The organism is Microbacterium hydrocarbonoxydans, assembly GCF_900105205.1.
GTDB classification, from domain to species: Bacteria; Actinomycetota; Actinomycetes; order Actinomycetales; family Microbacteriaceae; genus Microbacterium; species Microbacterium hydrocarbonoxydans.
The window spans coordinates 384,253-409,924 of the sequence record NZ_FNSQ01000005.1; the positions used below are offsets into that span (position 1 = coordinate 384,253).

At 67.5% G+C, this 25,672-nt stretch carries 26 protein-coding genes; 10 read left to right on the plus strand and 16 right to left on the minus strand.

The window, feature by feature from the left end; all coding sequences use genetic code 11:
* Window positions 1–75 precede the first annotated feature (75 nt).
* On the plus strand, window positions 76–1,782 hold the full coding sequence (locus BLW44_RS02100; protein ID WP_060928115.1) for a sigma-70 family RNA polymerase sigma factor: 1,707 nt from the start codon (window positions 76–78) through the stop codon (window positions 1,780–1,782).
* A 234-nt stretch (window positions 1,783–2,016) separates the two neighbouring features.
* On the opposite strand, the gene BLW44_RS02105 is transcribed toward BLW44_RS02100, so the two are convergent.
* A complete protein-coding gene (locus BLW44_RS02105) occupies window positions 2,017–2,493 on the minus strand; it encodes a hypothetical protein (protein ID WP_060928114.1) in 477 nt (158 codons plus the stop codon).
* Window positions 2,494–2,654: 161 nt separating this feature from the next.
* Here BLW44_RS02105 and BLW44_RS02110 point away from each other — a divergent pair, with 161 nt between their 5' ends.
* The 7 genes from BLW44_RS02110 to BLW44_RS02145 all read left to right on the plus strand — a co-directional run bounded on the left by BLW44_RS02110 (window position 2,655) and on the right by BLW44_RS02145 (window position 7,192).
* Window positions 2,655–2,993: a hypothetical protein gene (locus BLW44_RS02110; RefSeq protein WP_060928113.1), complete on the plus strand. Its 339-nt coding sequence runs from the start codon at window positions 2,655–2,657 to the stop codon at window positions 2,991–2,993.
* 150 nt (window positions 2,994–3,143) lie between these two features.
* Window positions 3,144–3,557 carry a hypothetical protein gene (locus tag BLW44_RS02115; protein WP_139305220.1) on the plus strand — a complete coding sequence of 138 codons (414 nt, stop codon included), beginning with the start codon at window positions 3,144–3,146 and terminating at the stop codon, window positions 3,555–3,557.
* Window positions 3,558–3,751: 194 nt separating this feature from the next.
* On the plus strand, window positions 3,752–4,219 hold the full coding sequence (locus BLW44_RS02120) for a hypothetical protein (protein WP_060927724.1): 468 nt from the start codon (window positions 3,752–3,754) through the stop codon (window positions 4,217–4,219).
* An 87-nt stretch (window positions 4,220–4,306) separates the two neighbouring features.
* Window positions 4,307–4,645 carry a DUF4279 domain-containing protein gene (locus BLW44_RS18635; RefSeq protein ID WP_420811379.1) on the plus strand — a complete coding sequence of 113 codons (339 nt, stop codon included), beginning with the start codon at window positions 4,307–4,309 and terminating at the stop codon, window positions 4,643–4,645.
* Window positions 4,629–6,143, plus strand: coding sequence for an RHS repeat-associated core domain-containing protein (locus BLW44_RS17455; RefSeq protein ID WP_175473391.1), 1,515 nt, complete (start codon window positions 4,629–4,631; stop codon window positions 6,141–6,143). The genes BLW44_RS18635 and BLW44_RS17455 overlap by 17 nt, the downstream gene beginning before the upstream one ends.
* Window positions 6,140–6,493: a hypothetical protein gene (locus tag BLW44_RS17690; protein WP_074731539.1), complete on the plus strand. Its 354-nt coding sequence runs from the start codon at window positions 6,140–6,142 to the stop codon at window positions 6,491–6,493. Before BLW44_RS17455 ends, BLW44_RS17690 begins: the two co-directional genes overlap by 4 nt.
* 459 nt (window positions 6,494–6,952) lie before the next feature.
* Window positions 6,953–7,192, plus strand: a complete 240-nt coding sequence (locus BLW44_RS02145) for a hypothetical protein (RefSeq protein WP_060927722.1) — start codon at window positions 6,953–6,955, stop codon at window positions 7,190–7,192.
* Window positions 7,193–7,198: 6 nt separating this feature from the next.
* On the opposite strand, the gene BLW44_RS02150 is transcribed toward BLW44_RS02145, so the two are convergent.
* Window positions 7,199–8,116, minus strand: coding sequence for a DUF808 family protein (locus BLW44_RS02150; RefSeq protein WP_060927721.1), 918 nt, complete (start codon window positions 8,114–8,116; stop codon window positions 7,199–7,201).
* A 155-nt stretch (window positions 8,117–8,271) separates the two neighbouring features.
* Between BLW44_RS02150 and msrB the strand changes: the two genes are divergently transcribed.
* Window positions 8,272–8,760 carry a peptide-methionine (R)-S-oxide reductase MsrB gene (msrB, locus tag BLW44_RS02155; protein WP_060927720.1) on the plus strand — a complete coding sequence of 163 codons (489 nt, stop codon included), beginning with the start codon at window positions 8,272–8,274 and terminating at the stop codon, window positions 8,758–8,760.
* Window positions 8,757–9,302 carry a peptide-methionine (S)-S-oxide reductase MsrA gene (gene msrA, locus BLW44_RS02160; protein ID WP_060927719.1) on the plus strand — a complete coding sequence of 182 codons (546 nt, stop codon included), beginning with the start codon at window positions 8,757–8,759 and terminating at the stop codon, window positions 9,300–9,302. Before msrB ends, msrA begins: the two co-directional genes overlap by 4 nt.
* Before the next feature lie 156 nt (window positions 9,303–9,458).
* Here the strand turns inward: msrA and BLW44_RS02165 are convergent, their stop codons facing one another.
* The 14 genes from BLW44_RS02165 to cycA all read right to left on the minus strand — a co-directional run bounded on the left by BLW44_RS02165 (window position 9,459) and on the right by cycA (window position 25,547).
* Window positions 9,459–10,268, minus strand: coding sequence for an alpha/beta fold hydrolase (locus tag BLW44_RS02165; RefSeq protein ID WP_060927718.1), 810 nt, complete (start codon window positions 10,266–10,268; stop codon window positions 9,459–9,461).
* Between the two features lie 201 nt (window positions 10,269–10,469).
* Complete coding sequence (locus BLW44_RS02170; RefSeq protein WP_060927717.1) at window positions 10,470–11,939, minus strand: catalase; 1,470 nt, start codon at window positions 11,937–11,939, stop codon at window positions 10,470–10,472.
* 64 nt (window positions 11,940–12,003) lie between these two features.
* The gene (locus BLW44_RS02175; protein ID WP_060927716.1) at window positions 12,004–12,426 is read right to left on the minus strand and encodes a Fur family transcriptional regulator; all 423 of its coding nucleotides are present in this window, start codon (window positions 12,424–12,426) and stop codon (window positions 12,004–12,006) included.
* Window positions 12,427–12,494: 68 nt separating this feature from the next.
* Window positions 12,495–13,145, minus strand: a complete 651-nt coding sequence (locus BLW44_RS02180; protein ID WP_060927715.1) for a histidine phosphatase family protein — start codon at window positions 13,143–13,145, stop codon at window positions 12,495–12,497.
* A 70-nt stretch (window positions 13,146–13,215) separates the two neighbouring features.
* Entirely contained in the window at window positions 13,216–15,258 is a 2,043-nt protein-coding gene (locus BLW44_RS02185; RefSeq protein WP_060927714.1) for a hypothetical protein, read from the minus strand.
* A 4-nt stretch (window positions 15,259–15,262) separates the two neighbouring features.
* Entirely contained in the window at window positions 15,263–16,291 is a 1,029-nt protein-coding gene (locus BLW44_RS02190; protein ID WP_060927713.1) for a glycoside hydrolase family 130 protein, read from the minus strand.
* A gap of 14 nt (window positions 16,292–16,305) precedes the next feature.
* On the minus strand, window positions 16,306–17,145 hold the full coding sequence (locus BLW44_RS02195; protein ID WP_060927712.1) for a carbohydrate ABC transporter permease: 840 nt from the start codon (window positions 17,143–17,145) through the stop codon (window positions 16,306–16,308).
* A 2-nt stretch (window positions 17,146–17,147) separates the two neighbouring features.
* Window positions 17,148–18,113, minus strand: coding sequence for a carbohydrate ABC transporter permease (locus BLW44_RS02200; protein WP_060927711.1), 966 nt, complete (start codon window positions 18,111–18,113; stop codon window positions 17,148–17,150).
* Window positions 18,114–18,123: 10 nt separating this feature from the next.
* Window positions 18,124–19,395, minus strand: a complete 1,272-nt coding sequence (locus tag BLW44_RS02205) for an extracellular solute-binding protein (RefSeq protein ID WP_060927710.1) — start codon at window positions 19,393–19,395, stop codon at window positions 18,124–18,126.
* Between the two features lie 36 nt (window positions 19,396–19,431).
* Window positions 19,432–20,511 (minus strand): LacI family DNA-binding transcriptional regulator, encoded by a 1,080-nt coding sequence (locus BLW44_RS02210; protein ID WP_082724581.1) that lies wholly within the window; start codon window positions 20,509–20,511, stop codon window positions 19,432–19,434.
* A 717-nt stretch (window positions 20,512–21,228) separates the two neighbouring features.
* The gene (locus tag BLW44_RS02215) at window positions 21,229–22,158 is read right to left on the minus strand and encodes a DnaJ domain-containing protein (protein WP_060927709.1); all 930 of its coding nucleotides are present in this window, start codon (window positions 22,156–22,158) and stop codon (window positions 21,229–21,231) included.
* Between the two features lie 51 nt (window positions 22,159–22,209).
* Window positions 22,210–22,884: an IMPACT family protein gene (locus BLW44_RS02220; RefSeq protein WP_060927708.1), complete on the minus strand. Its 675-nt coding sequence runs from the start codon at window positions 22,882–22,884 to the stop codon at window positions 22,210–22,212.
* A 31-nt stretch (window positions 22,885–22,915) separates the two neighbouring features.
* On the minus strand, window positions 22,916–23,902 hold the full coding sequence (locus tag BLW44_RS02225; RefSeq protein ID WP_060927707.1) for an aldo/keto reductase: 987 nt from the start codon (window positions 23,900–23,902) through the stop codon (window positions 22,916–22,918).
* A gap of 184 nt (window positions 23,903–24,086) precedes the next feature.
* Window positions 24,087–25,547 (minus strand): D-serine/D-alanine/glycine transporter, encoded by a 1,461-nt coding sequence (cycA, locus tag BLW44_RS02230; protein WP_060927706.1) that lies wholly within the window; start codon window positions 25,545–25,547, stop codon window positions 24,087–24,089.
* Window positions 25,548–25,672 lie beyond the last annotated feature (125 nt).

Consider the following 25,672-nt stretch of genomic DNA (forward strand, 5'->3'; position numbering starts at 1 on the left):
ATCGCTGCTCGACCAGCGCGAATGCGTTGCGGCCGGGCATCCGTGTGGTGAAGAATCCTGAGTGAAGGGGAGACCTTGTCCGATCATCCAGATGGCTCCGAGGCCCGCTCTGATGACGACCTCGTTCAGCTCGTGCGCAACGGAGACACGAAGGCGTACGGGGAACTCTGGAAACGTCATACCGGCCCGGCGTACTCCGTCGCGCGCACGTTCGTCTCGCTGGACGCTGATGACATCGTGTCTGAGGCGTTCGCTCGGGTGCTGCGTGCGATCCAGGCCGGCGGTGGACCGACAACGGGGTTCCGACCGTATCTGATCATGACGGTGCGCAATGTCGGTCGGCGGTGGTACGTGCAGCACACCACCATCAACGTCGCCGACCTCGAGTCCGAGGTCGATCCCGATGCTCGTCACGGCGAGGACACGGTCGTCGCGGAGCTCGAGAATGAGGCCACGCTCACAGCGTTCCGATCTCTGCCGACGCGCTGGCAGGAGGTTCTCTGGTACAGCGAGGTCGACAGCATGAAGCCGCGCGAGATCAGCGTTCTCCTCGGCCTCGCCCCGAACGCGGTCTCCGCGCTGATCGTCCGTGCGAAGCGCGGCCTGCGTGACGCGTGGATCAGCGCACAGCTGAGTGGGGCCCGCACCGCGGAATGCGAGGCGGCGATCAAGGACATGGGCGCGTACACCCGCGGCGCGCTCTCGACACGTGCGAACGCGACTCTCGAGCGACACCTCTCGACCTGTCCGACCTGCCCGAAGTCGCTCGCCGAGGCGCGGAACCTCGCCAACATCGCCGTCGCTCTGCTGCCGGTCGTCGCAGGCACCGCCGGCGCCGCGGGGTACCTCAGCACGCTGGATGCTCCGCCGATGTCCGCCGCCATGGCGTTGGGCGAGGGACTCGGGGTGTCGTCGGATGCTCCGACGCCCCCTCCCGAGGATCGCAAGAAGCGTCGGTGGCTGCTCCTCCTCCTGATCGCGCTGCTGGCAGCCGCTCTGGCCGCATCGATCTGGCTGAGCACCCGACCGTCCGATCCGGCGGGGACGGACGGCGACGGGGAGGGTGCGTCCGCTCCGACGGATCGAGCGGCCCCGACCGCATCCGCCGATCCGACCGCGACGCCGACACCGGCACCGACGCCAACGGCCGAGCCTTCACCGGACGCGAGCACGCCCCCGGGCGGCCCGGGCGCGCCGCAGCCCAGCAGCCCGCCCGGTGACTCGCAGAACCCGCCGGTGAACTCACCGAGCACGCCGCCCCCGGCTCCCGTCGCCTCTGTCGTGCAGCTCAACGGCAGCATGTACCCCCGGATCACTGGAAACGACGCGGCGCCCGGCGCCCGTGTCGAGGTGCTGGCCGGCGGTTCTGTCCTGGCCTCGACGACGGCGCGCAGCGACGGCTCCTGGTCCGTGCACCTCACCGACGCGGCACCGGGCAGTCATGTCGTCGCGGCGCGACAGGTCGTCGGAGGTGTCGCGTCGGCATCCGGTGGCGCGCTCTCGTACACAGTGGGCGGCGGTCCCAGCCCGTCCAGCCCTGCGGCCGGGGCCACGGTCACGGCATCCCGCTTCGCCTTCACGATGACCGCGGCGGCCGGAACGGTTCTCCAGCGCGAGATCGTCGGCGTCACCCCGGTGCAGACCATCCGCATTCCCTCCAGTGGGGCGTGGAAGGAGTACCTGGCCGTCCCGGCCGGCTCGCACACCATGAAGCTGCGGTATGCCAACCCGTCGACCGGAGACTTCGGTCCGTGGTCGAGCACGAGCTTCACCGCGCAGTAGGCGCGACGGCTCCGCGGCAATGGCGGCGTCGAAGCAGGAGGGGTTCAGGAGGGGGAGCGAGAGGCGCTCACCCCTCCTGCCCGGACCGGGTGCCGGGATTCTCACCGGCGGGGAGGCCGGTGTTCTCCGAGTGGGGATCGGAGTAAGGGGTTGGGGCCCCTTTCATAAGACCAGATCCCCTCACCCCGTGATCGTGACGGCAGTTCCGAAACATTTCTTGCGAAGTCGCACGGATCACGAGGCACGGCGCAGAGCCGCCCGTGCCCGGTCCGCCGATTCGGAGGCCACGCAGTAGATCGCGAGGATGAGCGATGTGATCCGCACCGAGTGGTTGAGCCATCCGCGCGCGGCGAGGGTGTTGGTCACGACAGTCTGCTCGCCGAGCAGGTCGCCCTGCCCGCGCAGCCCGTCCGACAGCCACTGACGTGCCATCGTCATGTCGGTCTGAGTGATGGCGCCGCCAGGGGGCACGATCGAACAGCCCTCGGCATCCATCGGGATCGCGTCGATGGTACGCAGCGCGTCGAGGGCTCCCGAGAGCGCGCCGCCGACGAGGTATTGACTGGTCTCGCCACGCAGGAGCGCAGCCCAGGTGTCGAGCGGGGCGATGTCCTGAAGCCTGAACGACCTGGCGTCCTCGGCGGTGAGGGCGCGCTCCAGTGCGCGGTAGACGTCACGGTGGTGAGCGGGAGGGGCGATCGTGGTGCTCATGGGGTCCTGACTCTCTCGATGACCTGTGTCATCAGTTACAGACCCGCCAGAACCCGATCCGTTACGCGGATCCCGGTATCTCGCGTCACATATCAGCGGGATGCGCGTCTTGCTTGTAGGGCGCAGAAGCGCCGTGAGACCCGCATCCGAGAGGCACCTCCGTGGTATCGACGCTCAGCATCTGGAACGACCTCGCTCCGCTCTTCGAGTTCCTCGGTGCAGCCGGGTTGATCGTCGCGATGTCGGCGGCTGCCGTCGCCGGTGTCGCCGCAGGGTTCGACCGGGCGGATGCCGTGGGCGTGAGCACCGGGATCTGGCTGACCGGTGTCCTGTTGAGCGGATGCGCGAGCTATGCCGGTGGATGGTGGGTGATCGGTGTCGCGCTCGCCGCATACCCGGCGGCGTTGCTCGTCGGGACCCTGGCCAGAGTCGTCGCGCTGAACACAGAGGTGGCGGCCGCGTGGCGACGCGCGGGAGCAGATCGACGCGTTTCGGGCTAACCGGATCACGGTTCAGCCGTTTCGTGACGCAGTTCAAAAATGTTCGCGATTCCTACGGCGAGTCGCGATTTTCGAGTAGCGGCGGGGGTTGTCGGCCCGCCATTCTGAGCGGCAGCGCGATGAGGCGCTGATGAGTATCGGGGGATTCTTGTGACTGGTCGATCGATGTGGCGACGTGGTGTCGGTGCGGTGCTGGGTGCGGCGGCGGTGTGGGCGATGGTGCTCGCTCCGCAGGCTGCGCTCGCTGCGATGGAACCAGGAGCGCACTCGTCCGCGGCAGTGGTGTCGGTCGACGCAACGACGATGATGACGACGGCGGACGCGAAGGACGCCGACGACGACACGATCCCCGACGTCGTCGAGCGTGAGGTGTGCGGCACGGCGACGTGTGCGGTGGGCACGGAGGACGAGGATGCCGACGGCATCCCGGACTGGACCGAGGTGCTGTCGTGTGACAGCCCCAGGCCGTCCAGCGTGCTGCAGCCCGAGCAGGAGCCGCGGCTGGCATCGCCTCACGAAACGCCAAAGCGGCGGCCTTCAACAAGCGTGCGACGGCCAGCCTGAGTCGAGGGCCGGGAGGCGGCACCTCGGGCTTCAAGCCGATGAGTATCTCGACCGGGCAGCGGGTAAACACTCCATCCGCTCGGACAAGCACATTCGTTTCGGCGACGCACGCGGAATGTGTGTACTTCGATCACGCCTGCCGCGCGACTCTCTCTGGGCCCCCTGTCCGGCTCTCTGCGGAACAGTGGGTCGGAATGGGACTCGCGGTCCTCGGTGCAGCTGCCATCGTCGCGGGCATGGTATGCATCGCCGCCAGTGGCGGAACGTGCGCCGCGCCGCTCGTCGTTTTCACGAACACGGCAGTGACGGCAGGCCGAGGGGCAGTAGTTCTCTCGAGCGTCACGATCACCGTGGGGGCCGCGGCGGGGACGGCCGTCGGAATCGGCGGCGTCGCCGGGATCACTACCGGCACCGGCGTGCTCTTCAACAAGTCCAACGGGGGAAGCGATGTGCCCGGCTCTCTAAGCCGAGGCGACATGAAGAAGCTCGGGGACAAGCAGTATGAGAAAGCCATGGGAGAAAGCGCTCATGACTTCAAATGGGATGTTGTCGGTGGACAGGTTTCAAGATGGGACATATATCACGGAAAGGACGGTATGCTTTACCTGATAAGCAAAGACGGTCGTGTGATAGTTCCGACGTATAAGCCTTGGAAGGGGTGAAAGCTCATGAATAGCTCGCAACCCGAACTCACCCACACGAGCCGAGCATATTTTCGGGTCACTAGTTCCTCCATGACGCTGGATGAAATGATTGGAGTGCTCGGCGTTGCTCCGAGCAGCGGTTGGTCGAATGGCGACCGAGTGACACGAGGGAACGGCAGCTTTGAGCGCGTCATGACGTTTAGTTCCTGGACACTGGAGTCGCCGTTAGGTCTGGACGCACCCATGCACGAGAAGCTTGAAAGCCTGTATGAACCCGTCCTTGGCCTTTCGTGGCGGCTCTCAGGACACGATTCTCTTAGATGCACGCTCCAGCTTGTCCAATACTTTTCCGAGCCGGGAGATCTCGGATTTAATCTTTCGAATAATTGGTTGTCACTCTTGGCCGCAGTTGGCGCTGAGTTTGACGTTGATCAATATCGATAGGTCTGCTATCACGACGCAAGCGGATGGGCGGTCGACGTCGTATGCGTATGACGGGTTGGATCGCCGCACGGGCGTGACCGACCAGACCCTGCACGGGACGGACACGACCACCACGGCGTGGGACGGGTTCGAGCCCGCCGCGACCGACAGTGACCTGCACGGGGTGACGAGCCTGTTCCGCGACCCCCTCGGCGCCGTCGCCTACCAGGCCGGTGCGTCCGGAGGCGAGTGGGTGCTCGGTGACCAGCGCAACGTGACCGCAACCGCGGGCGCGAATGGGCAGATCACCGACCTGGTGAACTATGCGGACTTCGGTGGTGCGGAGTATGAGTCCACCGGGTGGGCATCCCTCGTCGGCAACGACCAGCAGCCTGGTGACCCCACCCTCGGCCTGGACAACTACTACGCCCGTGACTACGACCCCACGACCGGGTCCTGGGTGCAACCGGATGACTGGCGCGGGTTGTTGGTGCGCCCGCAGTCATTGAACCGGTACTCGTACATCGAGAACACCCCGGTGTCGTTCAGTGACGACCTCGGGTACGTCAGAAGCTATATGAGGGCCAGCGGTGGTGGGAATCGTCCGAGTGTGGTCAAGCGTGCAGCGGCGAAGGCAGGTGCTGCAGCCGGTGTCGCAGCACGGAACGCCAAAGCAGCGGCCGTGCGGACACGGGCCATGGCCAGCCTGACCCGTGGACCCGGCGGAGGAGTCTCCGGCTTCAAGTCCACGAGCATCTCCCCGCGACACCGTGTCAGCACGCCCATGGCGCGCTCCGCCGGGCTCCTGCCGACGAGGCACCTGCTCACACCGACCGGCTGCGACCGCATGGACAAGAACTGCGGAGGCAACGGCAACCTCTTCGGCTGGAGCGACGACATCTGGCGCACGATCGGTGCAACTGCCGTTGGCGTGCTGGTCGGCATCGTTGTAACCGCGGGCGCTATCGCGGCGGCGGGATGCGTCGTGGCCACGCTCGGCGCTTGCGCTGGGGTCATCGCCGCCGCAGCCATCATTGGTGGCGCCGCGGGCGGATTGGCGTCCTACCTCTTCGCCACGCCAGCGAGGGAGCGAACGCCATCAGAGATGGTCCTTTCGACCTTGGTCGGCGCCGCAGGCGGAGCGATTGGTTCCATTGCCGGTGCGCTGATCAGCCGCGTCATCGCGGGCACTGTCGCGGGAGTTGGATCCAAATCAGGATCGGCGTTGGGAGGAGCTCAAGTCGGAACAACGCTGAGTCGCTCCCAACTGAACCCAACTCAGCTAGCGGATCTGAACCGATACACGAAGAGACTGCCAAAGGGTGCAGGTGAAACGACGATTACGCAGGGAGCAGACGGGACCCTGAAGTTCTCGGCGGTAGTGCCCGGGATTGTTCCCGGTTCCTCTGCGATATACACCAAAGTCGTCGACGCTTCGGGCAAAACGATTGGATACTTTAAGACTACGGTTACCCCAGACGGCTCTATCGCCCATATCAAGGATAAATTCGTCAAATGAATCGAAAGCGAGCAAGACTGACGTTGCTGCGAGCACTCGTGACCTGGGACGGAGACCCTGCCCAACTCACGCGCGAGCTTCTGTCATCTCCGCCTTTCGTTCGTTCGGGGCTGGTCGTCTTGCGTCTTCAAGATATCGATGCTGCAATCCGGCGCTTCGTCAGCGGAAGGGCTAGTGCGGAGGATCTGGCCGATTGGGCAGAGTGCGTCCACACAGTTGAAGACATTGACTTGGATGATGCGGCTCGCGACCTTATTGCACAGGCGCTTTTCGAGCTCTCCACCCCCGAACTGTTTGGCTCTATGGAAGACATCTCGACCTCACTGCTTCGCCGAATCAGCTCCAGTTGAGCTGGAGACGCCCGCGCCGGCAAACGCTGCGAGGCGCATCGACAGTTTCGGATGCGCTTGGCAACATCTCAGTCGCTAGCGGGGATTCGCTTGTCGTGGGAGGTGACAATCCCGGCCTGATCACGACTACGGATGAGCCTCCCCACTTGGAGCACGGATACCACTACTACGTGCAGCTCAACGAGGAAGAGGGAATCGTGTCCTCTGCTCGTTACTCGATTCCACCAGCGGGGCTCGGAAAGGGCGAGTCGTTGACCTCGCACGGTGACGTCCGTACGACTGCGTGCGAGTGGCCCGATCGAACTGGGACAGTAACCGCACCGCGTGGGCGGTCACCGGTGCAGAAGCGGGCGATTCTGCCCTGACGGCGACGTTCAACCCGGCGGGCCAGCTCACGGGGACGACAACCACGGTCTACATAGGTGGCGATTTCTCACCGCGGAGACGATCGGAGCGCAGATGCGGCATCCCTACGAGGTGACGGCTTTCGTCGAGCGAGGCTGGTGGCTGGTGCACGCCGTCGACGTCGGCGCACAGGTGCGGGTCAGCACGCTCGCGGAAGTCGAATCTGCGGCCCGCGAGCTCTATGCGCGGCGTCTCGGCATGAAGCTGGCCGACGTCGCGGTCACCATCCAGGTGTACCGGTCGACTCCTGCAGCGGTCATCCGCGCCCGCTGGATCGGGCGCGTACGCCGCTGACCGGCGTCACACGTGGACGTCTGCCGGCGACTCCTCGCCCTCGTGGAAGCTGGGCTTCTTGCCGATCAGGCGGCCGATGCCGAGGATGACACCGACGACGATCAGACCGGCGACGAGACCGGCGATGGCGGAGAACAGGGTGTCGCCGATCCAGACGATGACGCCGCCGGCAGGCTCCAGGAAGTGCTCGATGGCGTGCAGGATGTCGGCGCCGAAGTGCACGCCCACCTCGCCGAGGTTCACCAGCAGCAGGTGGCCGCCGACCCACAGCATCGCCACGGTGCCGAGGATGCTGATGAAGCGGAAGACGGCCGGCATCGACCGGACGATCCTGGTGCCGGTGTGACGAACCCGCTTCGAGGGGTTCTTCGCCATCTTCAGGCCGATGTCGTCGATCTTCACCAGCAGCGCGACGGCCCCGTAGACGACGCCGGTCATGAGCAGGGCGATCACCGCGAGGATCGCCAGGGTGGTCCAGATGTCGAGGCCAGCCTCGAGGTTCGCGAGCGAGATCAGCATGATCTCCGTCGAGAGGATCAGGTCGGTGCGCACCGCACCCCACACGAGCTTGTTCTCGTTGCGGGCGCTCTCATCGGCGTGGCCGTGCTGCACGCCGAACCACTCGAGCACCTTCTCGGCACCCTCGAAGCACAGATACGCGCCACCGAGGATCAGCAGGTAGGGCAGCACCCACGGCGCGAAGGCCGTCAGCAGCAGCGCGATGGGGATGATGATGAGGAACTTGTTGGCCAGCGATCCGACGGCGATCTTCGCGACCACCGGCAGCTCGCGAGCGGGCGTGATGCCCTGCACGTACTGCGGGGTGACGGCGGCGTCGTCGATCACGACGCCGGCGGCCTTGGCCGAGGCCTTCATCGCCGCGCTGAGGATGTCATCGACGACGGCGAGCAGTCCAACCGACATGTGCGTCTCCCTGGGGGTATGTGTCCGGCTGAGCAACTCTATCGACTGCTTTCGAACTCACAGCGCGCTCACAGTTCCGCGGGACCAAATCGGGCCTCCGCCTGGTTCTCCTCTATGACGCTGCAGCCAGCCGCGTCAGACAAAGGAGACAGACCATGTCGAACGAGTACGGCAAGACCCCGCAGGCGGTCAGCGACCTCACGCACCTGCAGTACGAGGTGACGCAGGAGGATGCCACCGAGCCGCCCTTCCGCAACGCCTACTGGAACAACCACGACGACGGCATCTACGTCGACGTCGTCTCGGGCCAGCCGCTGTTCGCGTCGACCGACAAGTTCGACAGCGGCACCGGATGGCCGAGCTTCACCAAGCCGATCGAGCCGGATGCGGTCACCACCCGCACCGATCGCACCCTGTGGATGAAGCGCACCGAGGCCCGCTCCAGCGGCGCCGACAGCCACCTCGGGCACGTCTTCGACGACGGACCGAGGGATGCCGGTGGCCTCCGCTACTGCATGAACTCCGCCGCCCTGCGCTTCATCCCGGCTGACAGCCTGGAAGATGAGGGGTACGGTCGCTACCGTCACCTCTTCGCCGGCTCCGACGCCGACACCACCGCATCCACCTCTGAGGAGCAGTCATGACCGACACCGGAACCATCACCCGCACCCCCGGGACCGAGACCGCCGTGCTCGCCGGCGGTTGTTTCTGGGGCATGGAAGACCTGATCCGCCGCCAGCCCGGCGTGCTCGACACCCGTGTCGGCTACACCGGCGGCAGCAACGATCACGCGACCTACCGCAACCACCCCGGCCACGCCGAGGCTGTGGAGATCGTCTTCGATCCCACGAAGACGACGTACCGCGACATCCTCGCGTTCTTCTTCCAGATCCACGACCCGTCGACAAAGGACCGTCAGGGAAACGACATCGGCTCGAGCTACCGCTCGGCGATCTTCCCGCTCACCCCCGAGCAGGAGGCCGTCGCCCGTGACACCATCGCGGACGTCGACGCCTCCGGCCTGTGGCCGGGCAAGGCCGTGACCACGATCGAGCCCGCTGGCCCGTTCTGGCAGGCCGAGGAGGAGCACCAGGACTACCTGATCAAGTACCCGAACGGCTACACGTGCCACTTCCCGCGTGCAGGATGGGTGCTGCCCCAGCGCGAGCAGAGCGCCACGGTCTGACGGACGCACCGAGAGCCCTTCGTCCTGACGGACGGGGGGCTCTTGTCGTGCTGGTGCGTGTCGGAGTTCGCTGGATGTGTCAGTGCATGCGCGTCGGTGCAGCGCCGTCAGTGCATATGCGTCGGTGGCCGGCTCTGGCCGCGGAACGGGCGATGGTCAGGCCTCGGAGAGGAAGGCCAACGCCGCCTCCTTGAAGGCGCGCGAACCCGGGGCGTTGAAGTGGTTGCGATCCGGGATCTCGAAGAACCTCCCCTGAGGGGCGGCGGACGCCAAAGCCTTCGAACCCTCGATGATCGCATCCTTCGACCCGGTGGCGAACAGGATGGGCCCCGCCGGAGCATTCGACGGGTCGGGGTCGATGGTCCGTGACGACCGCATCCCCTCGGCCAGGGCGACGAGCGCCGCGAGGTCGTTGCCCGGCACTCGCTCGGTCAGCGTGATGTAGTTCTGCGTCGTCGCATCGCTCACCGGGGTGCCGTCGGCCAGGTACGCACGCACCTGGTCGAGATCCAGGCGGGCGAGCGGGATGCCGTCCGGCACGCCGCCGAGCACGGCACGACCGATCCGGTGCGGCAGGTCGCGGACGACCTCCCATCCGACGCGGGCGCCGAGTGAATAGCCGACGTAGAAGGCGTCGTCGACGAGATACGCGTCCATGACCGTCTCGACGTCGGTCGCCAGGGTGCGGATGCCGTACGCATCGGGCTGATGCGGCTTCTGGCTGAGGCCGTGGCCGCGCTGATCGAGGGCCAGCACGCGGTATCCGGCCTTGGTGAGCTCGCGCACCCACCCCGTGAGCACCCAGGTGTCGCGGGCGCTCGAGGCGAAACCGTGCACGATCACCACCACCGGAGCGTCGAGCTCGCCCCACGTGTACGTCGCGAGGCGTGTGCCGTCAGCGGCGTACACCTGCTGAGGTTCGGGCATGTTGGTCAGGTCGGAGAGAGGGACAGCCACGGCATCCATCATCCTCCTGCTCCGTGGTCGGTCGCATCGCGCGGCGGGCGGCACCCGAAACCCGGCCCCGAAACCCGGCCCCGAAAACCCGTCCCCGAAAACAGGAAGAACGCCCGAGGTCAGGAGAATCCGGTGGGATTCGTCCTGATCTCGGGCGTTCGTCCTGCGCTCAGCAGGATGCTGCGCGGCAGAAGGCAGAGCGGATGCGGCTCAGAAGCGCGCGCGCAGAGCCTCACCGAGCGATGCGTCGACGTTCGTCCAGTACTGGAAGAACCGCTCGCGGATCGCGTCGATCGTGATGCCCTGGCCCTGGCCGGTCAGGGTGTCGAGGAAGCGCGCCCGCTGCTCGTCGTCGAAGACCGTGCGGTACAGCGTGCCCGCCTGGCCGAAGTCGTCGTCGTCCAGGTGCAGGGTCGCCGCGGCGCGGATCAGCTCGCCGTCCGACTCCCAGCTCGCCTCGACGCCGGCGGCCGGGTCGGCCGTGGGCCCACCGGCCGCACCGTAGGAGTTCGGCGTGTAGACGCGGTGCTCGGCCGGGTTGAACTTGTACTGCATCTGGCCCTCGTGCATGTAGTTGCGCACTTCGGCCGCGTGCGGCTGGTTGACCGGCAGCTGGTTGTAGTTCGCACCGATGCGGTAGCGCTGAGCATCCGAATAGGCGAACACGCGAGCCATGAGCATCTTGTCGGGCGAGATGCCCGTGCCGGGAACCTGGTTGCCGGGCGAGAAGGCGGCCTGCTCGATCTCGGCGAAGAAGTTCTGCGGGTTGCGGTCGAGCGTGAACGTGCCGACCTTGATGCGCGGGTAGTCCTTCTTCGACCAGGTCTTGGTGAGGTCGAACGGGTTGAAGCGGTAGGTCTTGCCCTCTTCATACGGCATGACCTGCACGTAGACATCCCACGAGGGGGCGTCGCCGCTCGCGATCGCGTCGAACAGGTCGCGACGGTAGTAGTCGGCATCCGATCCGGCGAGCTTCTCGGCCTCTTCGGCGCTCATCGCCTCGACGCCCTGCTTCGAGAGGAAGTGGTACTGCACCCAGAAGCGCTCGCCGGCGGCGTTGACCCACTGGTAGGTGTGCGATCCGTAGCCGTTCATGTGGCGCCAGCTGCGCGGCAGGCCACGGTCGCCCATGAGGTACGTGACCTGGTGGGCGGACTCGGGGGAGAGGGTCCAGAAGTCCCACTGCATGTCGGCGTCGCGCAGACCGGAGTCGCCGAGGCGCTTCTGCGAGTGGATGAAGTCCGGGAACTTCATGGCGTCGCGCAGGAAGAAGGTCGGGGTGTTGTTGCCGACGATGTCGAGGTTGCCCTCGGACGTGTAGAAGCGCAGCGCGAAGCCGCGGACGTCGCGCCACGTGTCGGGGGAGCCCTGCTCGCCAGCGACCGACGAGAAGCGCAGCAGCGTCTCGCTCTGAGCGCCCGGCTGGAAGGCCGCGGCACGGGTGTAGGCCGAGACGTCCTCGGTCACGGTGAACGTACCGAAGGCTCCGCCGCCCTTGGCGTGCGGGTTGCGCTCCGGCACGCGCTCGCGGTTGAACGACGCGAGCTTCTCGACGAGGTAGCGGTCGTGCAGAACGGTGGGGCCGTCTGCTCCGACGGTGAGCGAGTGGGCATCGCTCGCGACGGGGGTACCCGTCTGGGTGGTGGTCGCCGGGGTCGGCGTGGTCGATGGGTCGGTCATGTTCTTCTCCTTCTGCGCGCAGGCACGACGACGATGCTCCCGGGGTCGGGAGAGGCGGCGGATGCTACTGCGCGGCGTTCTGGCAACTGGGGCACAGGCCCCAGAAGGTCACTTCGGCTGTCTGGACGGTGAATCCCCCCGCCGAAGACGGGGTGAGGCACGGCGCTTCGCCGACGACGCAGTCCACATCGCCGACCGCACCGCATCGGGTGCAGACGACGTGATGGTGGTTGTCGCCGATGCGCCGTTCGTAGAGCGCCGCGGAGCCTGCCGGTTCGATCCGGCGGAGCAGCCCCGCCGTCGTCAGGTCCGCGAGGATGTTGTGCACCGACTGGATCGACGTCGTCGGCAGCACCTCGGACACGGCGCGGTAGACCCGCTCCGCATCCGTGTGGGCCATGGACTCCATGACCTCGAGCACCGCGACGCGGCCGGCGGTCGCCCGCAGCCCCGCCTCATGCAGTGCGGAGTCGAAGTCGGTGTCCATGCCTCCACCGTATCCGTTCTTTTGAATTACTCAAAAGAACGGCGTGTCGGGCGCGGCGTGCGGGAAGATCAGGACTCCGACGGCGCAAGGGGCAGCTCGAGGCCGTAATTCCAGGTCAGGATCGCCGGCTGCTCGCGATAGAAGCTCAGCACAGACACCGATCCGGCATCCAGGGTGATCTGCGCACCGAATCGCGGAGCGAGGCGCAGGTAGACCGCGGTGAGGATGCGGAGGAAGTGGCCGTGCGCGACCAGTGCCACATCTCCGTCGACGAGTGCGGGCAGAACCCGGGTGAGCACGCGCGATGCCCGCGCTGCCACCTCCTCGACGGTCTCGCCGGGCGTCTTGCCCCGGATCACACCGTGGGTGAAGGCGCTCCAGTCGTAGCCGAGCTCCTCGCGGATGTCCTTCGTCGTGCGCCCCTCGTACCCGCCGTAGTCCCACTCGACGAGGAGCGGATCGACCTCGGCGTGCAGCCCGGCGAGCTCGGCCGTCCGGCGGGCGCGTTCCAGGGGCGAGCACAGCACGAGGGAGAAGTCGTAGTCCGCGACCAGCTGTCCCGCACCACGGGCGAGATCCTCGCCGCGGGGCGTGAGGGGGATGTCGGTGAGCCCGGTGTGGAATCCCGCCTTCGACCACTCCGTCTCGCCATGGCGCAGTAGCACCAGCTTGCCGGTCGGGTTGTCGGGCGAGGGGTGGTCGGGCAGCGGATCGTTCATGGTCACTCCGTCACCGTAGTCCGAACGCATCCCGGGCGGACACCCCTGCGTGACACGCCCACCACAGGACTCACCGCGTGATCGTGAAGCCTCCGCCGCGCACGCGCACCTTCCCGCCCTGCACGGCCTGACCGCGTGACGACCCCTCGGCGTCGTATGCGTGTCCTGACCCCGCAGCGAGGGGCGCGACCCGCTGATCGCGCCGCGTCCCGTTCGCATACAGCACGGCGGAACCGGATGTCGTGGCATACACGGCGTTCACCACAGCCGGCTGGATCACGAGGGCGTCGAGTCGCACATCACCGCGGCTCGTGCAGCGCACGGTGACCGGCTCCGCAGGCAGATCGCCGCCGAGCAGCTGCGGAACGAGCATGCCGTCGGCCTCGGTCAGGCCGCGGTCGCCGGTCCCGCCCGCAGGGATACGACTGCTCCACAGGCGTCGGCGCCCACGGAACACCTCCCACACGGCATCTCCGGCATCCGCCTTCTGCCTCCAGATCAGGCCGTGCAGGATGCCGCCCGCCTCGGTCACGTCGAACTCGACCGACTCGCCCGCGGGAACCCGCACGTACGCTCCGCCTGACAGGTTGCCCTCGCCGGTCCATGCGCCGCCCTCGGGACGAATCACTTCGCATCCGGCCGAGAGCCGCGCGTTCTCCGCGTCGATCACCCGCAGCCCCGAGAACGACGAGAGCCCCGTGATCGAGGTCGCGATGCGGGCGATGTCGCGGTTCGCGTCGAGCAGCAGCATCGTCAGCAGCCCGTGGATCGTCGATTCAGCGCCGGAGTTGCGATTCACGCGCCCATCCGTCTCGATGCCGTCGAATGTGACGCCGGTGGCCGGGTCGTAGACGGGGATGCCGGCCGTGTTGGCGCCGAAGAACCAGCCGGCCACGAGCCCGGCGAGCACTCGCAATCCCTCGCCGCCGACGGTGGCAGCCTGTACCGCACCGGCCACGCGACCGTGCGCGCCGTACGCGATCTGCGCTTCGGCGGGCAGTGGCGCCCAGGCATTGTGCGGTCCGCCGGAGGCGAGCACCTGAGGCGTGAAGCTCCCGGCATCCGACACTGCGGCGGCGGTCCAGGCTCGCTGCCGCAGCAGGGCACCGGCCCGAGCCAGAGCCTCCGGCGCGGCGGCGCCCCACGCGTGCCAGAACCCGAGTGAGCCGGTCCAGGGCAGGACAGCGCCGAACGGCCAGCCCTTCGCCGGGTCGGTCGCCATCGCGGCGACACCCTCGCCGTAGGTCTGCAGGGCGCGGCGACTGCGCGTGTCGCCCGCCTCGGTGGCCGCGGCGAGCCCGAGCATGGCCTCTGCCGTGGCATCCGCTCCGCCGGCGATCAACCAGGCAGGCAGCCGCCGGCCATCGCTGCGCACCCACTGTCCGGCTCGGGCGAGCGATTCTCGCTCGAGCGCGTCGAGGCACGAGTGCAGCCGCTCGAGCAGGAACGCCGCGAACGCCCGATCCTCGCGACGGAATGCCGCGTACCCCTCGCCGAACGCCCACACCGTGCGCGCCAGCCAGTACGACTCCGCCGAGTCCGACGGGTCGGGCAGCTCGACGGGGATCGCGCTGGGGGTGAGCGTGCCGTCCTCCTGCTGCCACAGCACCACCCGTCCGGCGTTCTCGCCGCTCGCCGTCTGCAGGAACGCCAGCGATCTCAGCACCTCACGCGCCTCCTCGCGGGCCTGCGCGTCGCCCGTGGCCTTCCACTCCCGCAGGAACACGACGGCGGCCCGGGCGATGTCATCCGCGTTGTAGGCACCCTGCGACCAGTAGCCGCTCGTCGGATCCTTCGTGCCCCCGCCGACCGGGCGGTATCCGCCGGCGCCATCGGTGTCGGCATACGTCCACGGTGCGAGCACGGTCGGCGAGGCGTCGATGTCGTACGTCGTGTGGGTGGCGGTCGCCGTGATCGGCACCTCGGCGAGCAGGAAACGCAGGTGAGCGAGGTTCGTCAGCCGCGCGCCTCGAGCTGACCCGGTCGGCAGGGTGCCGAGCGGCACGCGAGAAGCGGATGCCGAGGCCTGAGCTCCGGCCGGATCGAGGGGCAGCAGCGCCAGCGCCGAGGTGGCGGCAGCCGCACTCAGGAAGGTCCGTCGGGAGATGGCCATGGTCTCATTCCTCGCTCGTGCTCGCGCTCGTGCTCGTGCTCGTGTCGTCGCCCTCGCTGTCGCCTTCGCGGAGGGCGCGACCCCACGGCTGGGCGGGGTCGTGGATGGCGACGGCCAGTGTTGTATCGGACTGTCCGTAGTACGCGAACCACCGGCCCTGGAACTTCACGAGCCCCTCGACGAATGTCACGTTCGACACCAGACCGTGCATGTCCTCGAACGTCTGCGGGCGCAGCCACGGCTCCTGCAGACGGGCGATGACCTTCGTCGGCTCGTCGGGGTCGATCGCGATCTGTCCGCAGCGGTAGTCGACGTCGACCGAGCCGTCGTCGTGCACGGTGCGGGTCGCGCCGTTCGTGAGGAACACGAGCAGTCCGTTGTCGGCGAGCACGGGCGAGGTGCCGATCTCGACGAGCGCCTCGTCCCAGGTGCCCGGGGTCGGCGAGTACATCGGTTCGGTGTCGGCCGTCCCCGGCGTCCAGTGGATTAGGTCGTCGCTGGTCGCCCAGTAGATCGCCCCCTCGCCGAAGTACATCCACCACTTGCCGTGCATCTTCTGCGGCACGATGACGCCGGCCTTCGACCAGTTGAACCCACGCGGATCCATGGTCTTGAACGTGTCGAAGTCGTCGAACAGCGGACCGTGCTTCGTCCAGGTGCGCAGATCCGTCGAGGTGGCGAGGCAGAGCTGCGCGCTGCGCCGATCCCACCCGGTGTAGGTCAGGTAGTAGGTGCCGTCGATCAGCGCGATGCGCGGATCCTCGCATCCGTAGCGCTCGTAGTCCTCCGACGGCGAGAGGATGGGGGCGTCCTCGCGCGTGAAGTTCACGCCGTCGCGGGACCGGGCGATGCCGATGTGCGAGACGATGTCGTCGGCGTGCGCGCGGTACAGCAGCACGACCTCGTCGCCGTCGACGAGCGCGGCCGGGTTGTAGAGGTTCGCGGACTCCCAGCTGTCGCCCTTCGGACGCAGGATGGGGTTGCCCTCGTAGGGGGTGAAAGGGCCGAGGGGGAAGGATGCTCCGGTGAACATGGATGCCTTTCTGGCTAGCCTTTGACGGCCGCGCCGAGGTCGGTGGCTCGGAAGAAGCGCTGGAACACGATGAAGAGGATCACGACGGGGAACGCCAGGGCGGTCGCGCCGGCGAGGATCGCACCGTTGGGGTTGGCCGTCGACTGCGCGACGTTGGAGATGTAGTTCGCGAGCGACACCGCCAGCGGCTGCAGCGACGCATCCTTCGTGATGAGGAAGGGCCAGAGGAACTCGTTCCATGGACCGATGAAGGTCACGAGCACGACGGTCACCAGGACCGGTCGGATGAGCGGGATCGCGACGGAGATCAGCAGTCGGATCTCGCCGGCGCCGTCGATGCGGGCGGCCTCGAAGATCTCCACCGGCAGCGCCTTGAAGAACTGGGTGAAGATGAACACCGCCGTGGTGTTGATGAGGAACGGCAGGATCATGCCCAGGTACGAGTCGCCGAGGCCGTAGCTGCGCGTGATCTGCACGTAGAGCGGGATCATCAGCAGCTGGAACGGCACCATCTGCACGAGGAGCATCAGCACCCAGATCACGCCGCGACCGCGGAAGTCGAGTCGGGCGATCGCGTACCCGGCCAGCAGCCCGAACACGACGGTGCCCAGCAGCACGCCCGCGGTGAAGATCAGCGAGTTGAGCAGGGAGCCCGCAAGATCGATGCGGGAGTCGATCGCGAGGAAGTTGTCGACCGTCCATCCGCCGGTCGGGAAGAGCTCGCTGGGCGAGTTCGTCGGATTCTCCTGGAAGGCCCCGACCAGCATGAAGTAGAACGGGAAGGCGAAGCCGATGGCCGCGACCGTGAGCAGGATGAGGCTCAGGATGCGGGGCAGTGAACGCGTGCGTCTCATGGTCATCGCTCCCTGGTTGCGCGGTTGGCGGCGAGCGACAGCATCCCGACCAGGACCACGAGGATCATGCCGATGGCGGCCGCGGTGTCGGGGTTCTGCTGCTGGATGCCCAACTGGTAGATGAGCAGCACCGGCGTCGAGGAGGCGCCGTCGGGGCCGCCGCCGTTCGTCAGCAGGTACGGCTCGGTGAAGAGGTTCGCTCCCGTGATGATCGACAGGATGAGCACGAGCGTGGTGGCGCTGCGGACCCCGGGAACCGTGACGTTCCAGAAGCGCGAGAATGCTCCGGCGCCGTCGGTCTCGGCCGACTCGTAGAGCTCCTTCGGCACGTTCTGCAGCGCAGCGAGGTAGAGCAGGATGTAGAACCCGAGCTGCTTCCACGTCACGTAGAGCGCGATCATCGGCATCGCCAGGCCGCTGTTCACCAGCCACGACGGATCGGGGGCGAGCGGGCCGAGGATCGTGTTGATCAGACCGTTGCCCGAGAAGAGCAGCATCCACACGCCGACGAGCGAGACGCTGGCCGTCAGATACGGCACGTAGAACGCCACGCGGTAGGCGGCGACCCAGCGGATGCCGGTGTTCAGCGCCGCGGCCAGCACGAGGGAGAGCACGGCTGTCAGCGGCACGTTGATGACGAGGAAGATCAGGGTGTTGCGGAACGAGCCGAGGACCCGTGGATCCGTGAGCACGGTGACGAAGTTGTCGAAGCCCACGAAAGGGCGCTCGACCTCGACGTTCGGGGCGGTGAAGAAGTAGTCGTGGAAGGCGATGTAGACCGCGAACCCCAGGGGATACGCGAAGATCGCGATCACGAAGATGAAGTACGGCAGCGCGAAGAGGCCGCCGAGCGGTTGGGCACCCAGCAGGCGCGTGCGCAACCGCGCCTTCTGTGGTCGCCCCGTGGACGGGGCCGGGGCGGCAGTGCCCCCGGCCGCGTCCGCGACGGCGTCGTCTCGGAGCGTCATCGCAGGCTCATCACTCGGCGACGAGGTCGTCGATCTTGGTCGTGGCGTTCTTCAGGAAGTCGTCGACCGACTCCTTGCCGAAGATGACCGCGGCGGAGTACTCGTCGCGGAATGCCTGCCAGGCCTCCACCGAGTTCGGGATGCTGGGCACATCGGCGGTCGCCTCGGCCTGCTCGGCGAACGCCACATAGTTCGGGTTCGCGTCGAAGTAGTCGGCGTACGTCTCGGTGAGATCGGTGCGCATCGGCATCTGACCGGTCGCCTCGAGGAGCTGTCCGTCGCTGTCGACGCTCGTCGAGAACTTCAGGAACTCCCATGCGGTGCCCTGGTTCTCGCACGCGGTGAACATCGAGACGCTCTTCGAGTCGGCGAAAGTCGTCGGGTTCTCGCGGCCGTCGCTGGTCGGGACGGGCATGAACCCGACGTCGACCGTCTCGGCGTACGACGGGATGGCCCAGGGCCCTGCGAGCTGCATGGCGGTGGTGCCGGCGGACATCGCATCGTCGGTCGAGGCCTCGTTCGGCGAAAGCTTCTCGTCGTAGAAGGTCTTCCAGAACTCGGCGACCTCGCGTCCGGCATCCGAGTCGACCGTCGCCTTGCCGTCTTCGACGAGCATGGTGCCGTCTGTCTCGGCGAGGTAGAGCGGGTAGAAGTCGAACCAGGGCTGGTAGAACTCGCTCGTCGGCGCCGGCCAGATCGCGCTCTGCACGCCGGATTCGACGATCGCCCGCGACCCCTCGAGGAACGCGTCGTACGTATTCATCTGCGGGTCCTCGGGATCGATGCCCGCGGCTTCGAACAGCGCCTTGTTGTACATGACCATCACCGGGTTCGACTTCCACGGCAGCTGATAGAAGCTGCCGTCGGTGGCGTACGACTCGACGTCTCCACCGCGCTCGGTGATGTAGTCGCTGCCGCCCTCCATCGTGCTGAGGTCGACGAGTCCGCCCTGCTTGACCCAGCCCGAGACGGCGGCCGGGGCCACGTTGTAGACGAGGCAGGGCGCGGTGCCGGCGGTGATCGCGGCGGTGATGGCCTCCTCCGACGACGAGCCCGCAGGGATCTCCTGGGCGTTGACCTTCTCGTCGGGGTGCTCGGCGTTCCAGGCGTCGACGACGGCAGTGCCCCAGGCGACCTCCTGCTCGTTGTTCGACAGCCAGATGTCGATGGGGCCGGTGGCGCCGGCGGACTCCTCGCCGCCCCCGCCTCCTCCGGCCGAGCATCCGGTGACGATGAGAGCGGTGACTCCCAGGAGCGCAGCTGCGCGGATCTTCTTCTTCATGGTGTCCTCCTTGACGCGATGTTTTCGGGTGATCGTCTAGCGGGTCGTGCTCTCCGTGCTCGTGCTCGTGCCCGTGCTCGTGCTCGTGCTCTGGCTGCTCGTGGTCGTGCTCTGGCTGCTCGTGGTCGTGCTCGTGCTCTCGCGGAAGTGCACGACGTTGCAGTCGACGACCTCGGTGCGCGGGTCGGAGCCGAGGATGTCGGCCTGCAGCAGTCGGGCTGCCGCACGTCCGCGTGCGGCGGGCCCCGACGAGACGCTCGTCAGGGCGGGGGAGAGGTGGGCGGAGAGGTGGTCGTCGTCGAAGCCGGCGATGGCGAGGTCTCGGGGGATGCTCAGGCCGTTCGACCGGGCGTACGACAGCCCGGCGATCGCCATGGTGTCGTTCGAGTAGAGGACGGCGGTCGGGCGGTCGGCGAGCTCGAGGAGCTCTGCCGTGCGGGCACGTCCGCTCGCCGCGGTGAAGTCGCCTTCTCGCAGCAGGGCATCGGTTCCGACCGCGTCGGTGTAGGCATCCGCGCGGACTCGCGAGTGCACGTACTCGAGTGGGCCCGAGACGTGGGCGATGCGCTCGTGACCCTGAGCGCGCAGGTGGGCGATGATCTCGCGCACCGGCTCGGCGTCGTCGGTGCGGACGCAGGAGAACCGGGTGGGCTGTTCGTAGGCTCCGACCAGGACGGCCGGCAGGCCGAGCTCCTCGAGCAGCGGCACGCGCCAGTCGTCGGTGCGCAGGTCGAGCAGCAGGGCGCCGTCGGCGCGACCGTGGCTGAGTGCGCGGTAGGTGCGCTCCTCGGCGGCGCGGTCGGGCACGACCTGCAGGATCAGCGCCGTCTCGGTCTCGGCGAGCACCGATTCGACGCCGGCGATGAAAGCAGGGAAGAACGAGTCGTTGGCGATGACCTCGGGGTCGCGGGCCAGGACCACGGCGATCGCGTTGGCGGTCTGCGTCGCCAGGGAACGGGCACTCTGACTGGGCACCCAGTTCAGCCTCTCGGCGGCCGCGAGGACCTTGGCCCTGGTGTCGTCGGAGATGGGCCGCTTGCCGCTCATGGCGTGCGAGACGGTGGCCTTGGTGACGCCGGCCTCGCGGGCGACGTCGGCGATCGTCGTGCGGCTCATGCCACCTCCTCGTGGTGTAGGCCCTCGGCATCCGGTCGTGCATCTAACCGGTTTGACGAATGCGGGTGAGGCGAGTGTAAACCGGTTTGACGATCGGGGTCAAGGGGTCCTGTGTCGATCCCTTGCCCGTTGTTCCGGTTCCCGGTTCCCGGTTTCCGGTCCCCGGTCCCCGGTTTCCGGTCCCCGGTTTCCGGTTCCCGGTTCCGGTTCCCGGTCCCAGATCGCGGAGGTTGCCCCGATCTGCACAGGAAAACGCCGAATGGGTCCGCGAATCGGGACAACCTCCGCTGATCGGGACAAGCCGGAGAAGGGCCGGGACAGGCGAGACAGCGAGCCGGATGCCGGGATACGGCCGGGAGAGGACAGGCCTTTCCGCGGTCCGGGTCCCTGTTCCTGGTTCTCGGTCCCGGATTGCGGAGGTTGCCCCGATCTGCACACGGAATCGCCGCAAGGGTCCGCGAATCGGGACAACCTCCGCAGAACGGGACAGGCGAAGACGGGAGCGGCAGAGGCGGGGCCAGCGGGTCGACCGCCGGGGAGAGGGCCGAAGAGCGCAGAGGCCTTTCCGCGGTCCGGCTCCCTTTTCCCGGTTTCCGGTCCCGAATCGCGGAGGTTGCCCCGATCTGCACACGAAAACGCCGAATGGGTCCGCGAATCGGGACAACCTCCGCTGATCGGGACAGATCGAAGACGGGAGGGACGCGGGAAGCCGGGGCGTCAGACGAAGGTGACGGTCTGCTGCAGGCGGGTGCGGATGTCGAACAGCTCGTTGCCGCCGATCGCCCTGGCACCGGCAACGCCCTGGCGCAGCACCATCGCGAGCGCACTGCGTCGCACCACCACGACCGGGACGCCGCGGCTGCTGCCGAGGGGCGTGACAGCCTGGGCCAGGTCGTCGTCGGGAAGGACGACGATCACCCCTCCGAACTTCACGCGGGCGGCCTTGGCGACGGAGCGCATGCGCGCGAGTGCCGCGGTGACGGGCGCTCGGGTTCCGAGGCTCGGGCCGGTGATCTCGCCGCGGCGGAACCCGACGACCCCGCCGAAGTCCTCGGACATCACGGCATAGAGCCCGGACGGACTGAGCACCACGTGGTCGAGCTTGTCGTCGGCATCCCGGCCGGTCGCGACGTCGTGCCACACGGTGAACCCCATGCCCAGGGCGCTCACGGTGCGGGCGGTCGCCTCTTCGGCGAGGGCGTCGGCGAGCAGGCGACGCAGATCACGCGGCGCCGAGCGCACGAGCGCGGGGTCATAAGGGTCGGGAACCTCGACACCGCGGCCCGCCCATTCGCGGATGAGGGTCAGATAACGCTCGCGCCGCCAGCCGCCGGGGTGTCCGTAGGAGCGAGCCCGCGGACGGGTGTCGGTGCGGGTCGCCGCTTGAGGGCGCCAGCCGTTCCACTCGGGCTCTGCCGGGATGCCGGGGTGCGCCCCCGAGCGCCGGTCGTACGCCGCGCGGTCCTCCGGCGTGCCGATCAGCTCCCAGGCGCGCTGCACCTGGATGAACACGGCCGCATCCCCGCCGGTGTCCGGATGCGTCTGGCGGAGGCGCAGCCGGTAGGCGCGACGCAGCTCGACGTCATCGACGGCGGGATCCACCCCGAGGACCTCATACGCCGACGCGGAGAGCGGGCTGTCGAACATCGCTCTCCTTCCGAGATCGCGGCATCCAGGATATCCGGGCGCTGTTGTGGATCAGCCCGACGATGACGGAGGACCGGCGGGCACGTCGACGATGCGCTCCTCGCCCGTCACCGGCACGACGGAACCAGCGGATGCCGCGGCGAGGCCATCGGCGAGTTCGGTCACCTGTCCCGCGGGCACCCACGCCTCGAGGGTCACCGCTGCTGCGTACCGAGGTTCGCCGAGCGTGGCCCTGTGACGCGACACCCACTCGCGCAGGAGGTTGTCGTAGCGGCCGGCCTCGGCGTGCGGAACCTCGAGCATCACCTGCGTGAGCGACTCCCGCCGCAGCAGCGATGCGAGGTCGAGGGCCTCCGACACGGCCGAGGAGTAGGCGCGCACGAGCCCTCCGGCACCGAGCTTCACTCCGCCGAAGTATCGCGTCACCACGGCGACGACATCGGTCAGTTCGCGCCGCCTCAGCACCTCGAGCATCGGCACTCCTGCGGTGCCGGACGGCTCACCGTCGTCCGACGAACGCGCCTGATCGCCGAGGAGCCCGGTCACCATCGCGCTGCAGTTGTGTCGGGCGTCCCACCACCGCTTGCGGAGGCGGGCGATCACGGCATCCGCGTCCTCGACCGATCCGACGGGTTCGACGGTCGCGATGAACCGCGACTTCTTGACCACCAGCTCGTGCTCCACCGGCGCGGCGATCGTGGCCGGGTAGCTGCGGGGCGGGGTCATCCGCCTCAGACTACCCAGCGCACGCGCCGGCTCAACGATCCACGAACGACATCTGCTGCGGGTTGTACCGGTCCCCCTGGACCCCGACGCGCTCGGCGAGCTGATCGAGATCGGCGACCTCGTCCGCCGACAGCGCGACGCCCGTCGCCCCGGCGTTCTCGGCGATGCGCGAGGTGCGGCGGGTGCCGGGGATCGGCACGATCCACCGTTCGCGGGCGAGCAGCCAGGCGAGCGCGATCTGACCGGGGGAGGCGTCCTTCGCCGTCGCGAGGGCGGCGACGTGATCGACGAGGGCCACGTTGGCAGCGCGGTTCTCCTCGCTGAATCGGGGGATCGTGCCGCGGATGTCACCGTCGGCGAAGGAGGTGCTGGTGTCGACGGTGCCGGTGAGGAACCCCTTGCCGAGCGGGCTGAACGGCACGAAGCCGATCCCGAGCTCGCCGAGCACCGGCAGCACCTCGGCCTCAGGATCGCGCGTCCACAGCGAGTACTCGCTCTGCAATGCCGTGACGGAATGCACCGCGTGAGCGCGCCGGATGGTGGATGCCGACGCCTCGGAGAGCCCGAAGTGACGCACCTTGCCCTCGGCGATCAGCTCGCCCACGGTGCCGGCGACGTCTTCGATCGGCACATCGGGGTCGACGCGGTGCTGGTAGAAGAGGTCGATCACGTCGGTGCGCAGGCGTCGGAGCGACTCCTCGGCGACCCGGCGGATCTGCTCCGGCCGACTGTCCAGGCCCACGCTCTTACCGCCTTCGATGCGCCACCCGAACTTGGTGGCGATCACGACATCGTCGCGGATCGGCTCGAGCGCTACGCCGACGAGCTCCTCGTTGACGTACGGCCCGTACACCTCCGCGGTGTCGAAGAACGTGACGCCGAGATCGAGCGCCGACCGCAGCACTCCGATCATCTCGTCGCGGGTGCCGGGGTTGGGTCCGTAGCTCTGCGACATCCCCATGCAGCCGAGACCGACTGCGGAGACCTCGAGGCCCTGTCCGAGTGTGCGTGTGTGCATCAGATGTCCTTTCGTCAGGGCCGACGCTACGCGCGTGCGCCGCGGTGAGGGAGGGGCTGTCGGAACCCCTCTCACCCCTGCTCGTTCACTACTCAGCACGGCTGAACCCGAACACACGAGAACCGGCCGATTCTTCGGAGAATCGGCCGGTTCCTGCTGAGTTGTGAACGCGAGACGCGCGAGACTACTCCGCCGAGTCGTCTCGCAGGTGCGCGATGTGGGCGGCGTGTCGGGTGAGGTGGTTCTGCGAGCGCCGCACGAACAGCCACGCCACGAACAGCAGCACGAACCAGATCGGCGTGACGAGCAGGGCGGTGAGAGTGTCGGGCTGCGTCGTCAGCGCCCAGATGATGAAGACGAAGAACGCCAGCACGACGTAGACCATGAAGATCCCGCCCGGCATCCGGAAGCGCGAGGCGGCTGCCTTCTCGGGGCGTGTGCGCCGGTAGGCGAGGTAGCTGCACAGGAAGATCGTCCACACGAACATGAAGCACACGGCCGAGACGGTGGTGACCATGTCGAACGCCGTGCCGATGTCCTTGCCCGCGTAGAGCAGCACGACGCCGGAGAGCAGCAGGATGCACGAGAGGAACAGGGCGTTCTGCGGCACGCGTCGCTTCGACAGCCGGCCGAACACGCGCGGCGCATCGCCGTCCTGTGCGAGCCCGAACACCATGCGCGAGGTCGAGTAGATGCCGGAGTTCGCGCTCGACATCGCCGAGGTCAGCACGACCAGGTTCACCACGGTCGCCGCGATGCCCAGACCGGCGAGCGCGAACATCGCGATGAACGGACTCTCGCCCGCGACGTACTCGGTCCACGGCGTGACGGCCATCAGGATCACGAGCGCGCCCACGTAGAAGAGCAGGATGCGGATCGGGATGGCGTTGATCGCCTTCGGCAGATTGCGCTCCGGATCCTTGGTCTCCGCGGCCGCGGTGCCGACGAGCTCGACGCCGACGAAGGCGAACACGGCGATCTGGAAGCCGGCGACGAAGCCCATGAAGCCGTGCGGGAACATCCCGCCGTGGTCCCACAGGTTGGCGAAGCTCGCCGTGCCCGCGTCGTGCTGGAAGCCCGTGATGATCATGACGAGGCCCGTGATGATCAGCGCGACGATCGCGACGATCTTGATCAGCGCGAACCAGAACTCCATCTCGCCGAAGGCGGCGACGCTGGGCAGGTTCAGCGCGAGCAGGATCAGGATGACCAGCAGACCGGGGATCCACAGCGGGATGCCTGGGAACAGCGCGTCCGTGTAGCCGGCGATCGCGATGACGTCGGCGACACCGGTGACCACCCAGCAGAACCAGTAGGTCCATCCGGTGAAGAACCCCGCCCACGGGCCGAGGAGGTCGCTGGCGAAGTCGCTGAACGACTTGTACTTGAGGTTCGAGAGCAGCAGCTCGCCCATCGCCCGCATGACGAAGAAGAGCATGAAGCCGATGATCATGTAGACGAAGATCACCGACGGGCCGGCGACCGAGATCGTCTTGCCGCTCCCCATGAACAGGCCGGTGCCGATAGCACCGCCGATCGCGAGCAGCTGGATGTGGCGGTTGCTGAGCGCTCGCCGCAGGTGCTGCTCGTCGTCCGTCGTGGTTCCGTCCACCTCGACGGATCCTCCGGTCTTCTCTGTCGTCATCGATCGAACCTCCGGTGTTCCTGGCCGCGAGCCGTCGCGGCATCCTTCCGACCGTACTTGCCGATCGTGGATGGTGAAGAACCGAATCGATTCGATATCCTTGTTCGACCCCCGATCATCCCCCA

Bases quoted from the DNA above. Each gene is read 5' to 3' on its own strand.
- BLW44_RS02105 (WP_060928114.1), bottom strand. From the start codon at position 2,493: ATGAGCACCACGATCGCCCCTCCCGCTCACCACCGTGACGTCTACCGC.
- BLW44_RS02120 (WP_060927724.1), top strand. From the start codon at position 3,752: ATGGGACTCGCGGTCCTCGGTGCAGCTGCCATCGTCGCGGGCATGGTA.
- BLW44_RS18635 (WP_420811379.1), top strand. From the start codon at position 4,307: ATGATTGGAGTGCTCGGCGTTGCTCCGAGCAGCGGTTGGTCGAATGGC.
- BLW44_RS17690 (WP_074731539.1), top strand. From the start codon at position 6,140: ATGAATCGAAAGCGAGCAAGACTGACGTTGCTGCGAGCACTCGTGACC.
- BLW44_RS02145 (WP_060927722.1), top strand. From the start codon at position 6,953: ATGCGGCATCCCTACGAGGTGACGGCTTTCGTCGAGCGAGGCTGGTGG.
- BLW44_RS02150 (WP_060927721.1), bottom strand. From the start codon at position 8,116: ATGTCGGTTGGACTGCTCGCCGTCGTCGATGACATCCTCAGCGCGGCG.
- msrB (WP_060927720.1), top strand. From the start codon at position 8,272: ATGTCGAACGAGTACGGCAAGACCCCGCAGGCGGTCAGCGACCTCACG.
- msrA (WP_060927719.1), top strand. From the start codon at position 8,757: ATGACCGACACCGGAACCATCACCCGCACCCCCGGGACCGAGACCGCC.
- BLW44_RS02165 (WP_060927718.1), bottom strand. From the start codon at position 10,268: ATGGATGCCGTGGCTGTCCCTCTCTCCGACCTGACCAACATGCCCGAA.
- BLW44_RS02170 (WP_060927717.1), bottom strand. From the start codon at position 11,939: ATGACCGACCCATCGACCACGCCGACCCCGGCGACCACCACCCAGACG.
- BLW44_RS02175 (WP_060927716.1), bottom strand. From the start codon at position 12,426: ATGGACACCGACTTCGACTCCGCACTGCATGAGGCGGGGCTGCGGGCG.
- BLW44_RS02180 (WP_060927715.1), bottom strand. From the start codon at position 13,145: ATGAACGATCCGCTGCCCGACCACCCCTCGCCCGACAACCCGACCGGC.
- BLW44_RS02185 (WP_060927714.1), bottom strand. From the start codon at position 15,258: ATGGCCATCTCCCGACGGACCTTCCTGAGTGCGGCTGCCGCCACCTCG.
- BLW44_RS02190 (WP_060927713.1), bottom strand. From the start codon at position 16,291: ATGTTCACCGGAGCATCCTTCCCCCTCGGCCCTTTCACCCCCTACGAG.
- BLW44_RS02195 (WP_060927712.1), bottom strand. From the start codon at position 17,145: ATGAGACGCACGCGTTCACTGCCCCGCATCCTGAGCCTCATCCTGCTC.
- BLW44_RS02200 (WP_060927711.1), bottom strand. From the start codon at position 18,113: ATGACGCTCCGAGACGACGCCGTCGCGGACGCGGCCGGGGGCACTGCC.
- BLW44_RS02205 (WP_060927710.1), bottom strand. From the start codon at position 19,395: ATGAAGAAGAAGATCCGCGCAGCTGCGCTCCTGGGAGTCACCGCTCTC.
- BLW44_RS02210 (WP_082724581.1), bottom strand. From the start codon at position 20,511: ATGAGCCGCACGACGATCGCCGACGTCGCCCGCGAGGCCGGCGTCACC.
- BLW44_RS02215 (WP_060927709.1), bottom strand. From the start codon at position 22,158: ATGTTCGACAGCCCGCTCTCCGCGTCGGCGTATGAGGTCCTCGGGGTG.
- BLW44_RS02220 (WP_060927708.1), bottom strand. From the start codon at position 22,884: ATGACCCCGCCCCGCAGCTACCCGGCCACGATCGCCGCGCCGGTGGAG.
- BLW44_RS02225 (WP_060927707.1), bottom strand. From the start codon at position 23,902: ATGCACACACGCACACTCGGACAGGGCCTCGAGGTCTCCGCAGTCGGT.
- cycA (WP_060927706.1), bottom strand. From the start codon at position 25,547: ATGACGACAGAGAAGACCGGAGGATCCGTCGAGGTGGACGGAACCACG.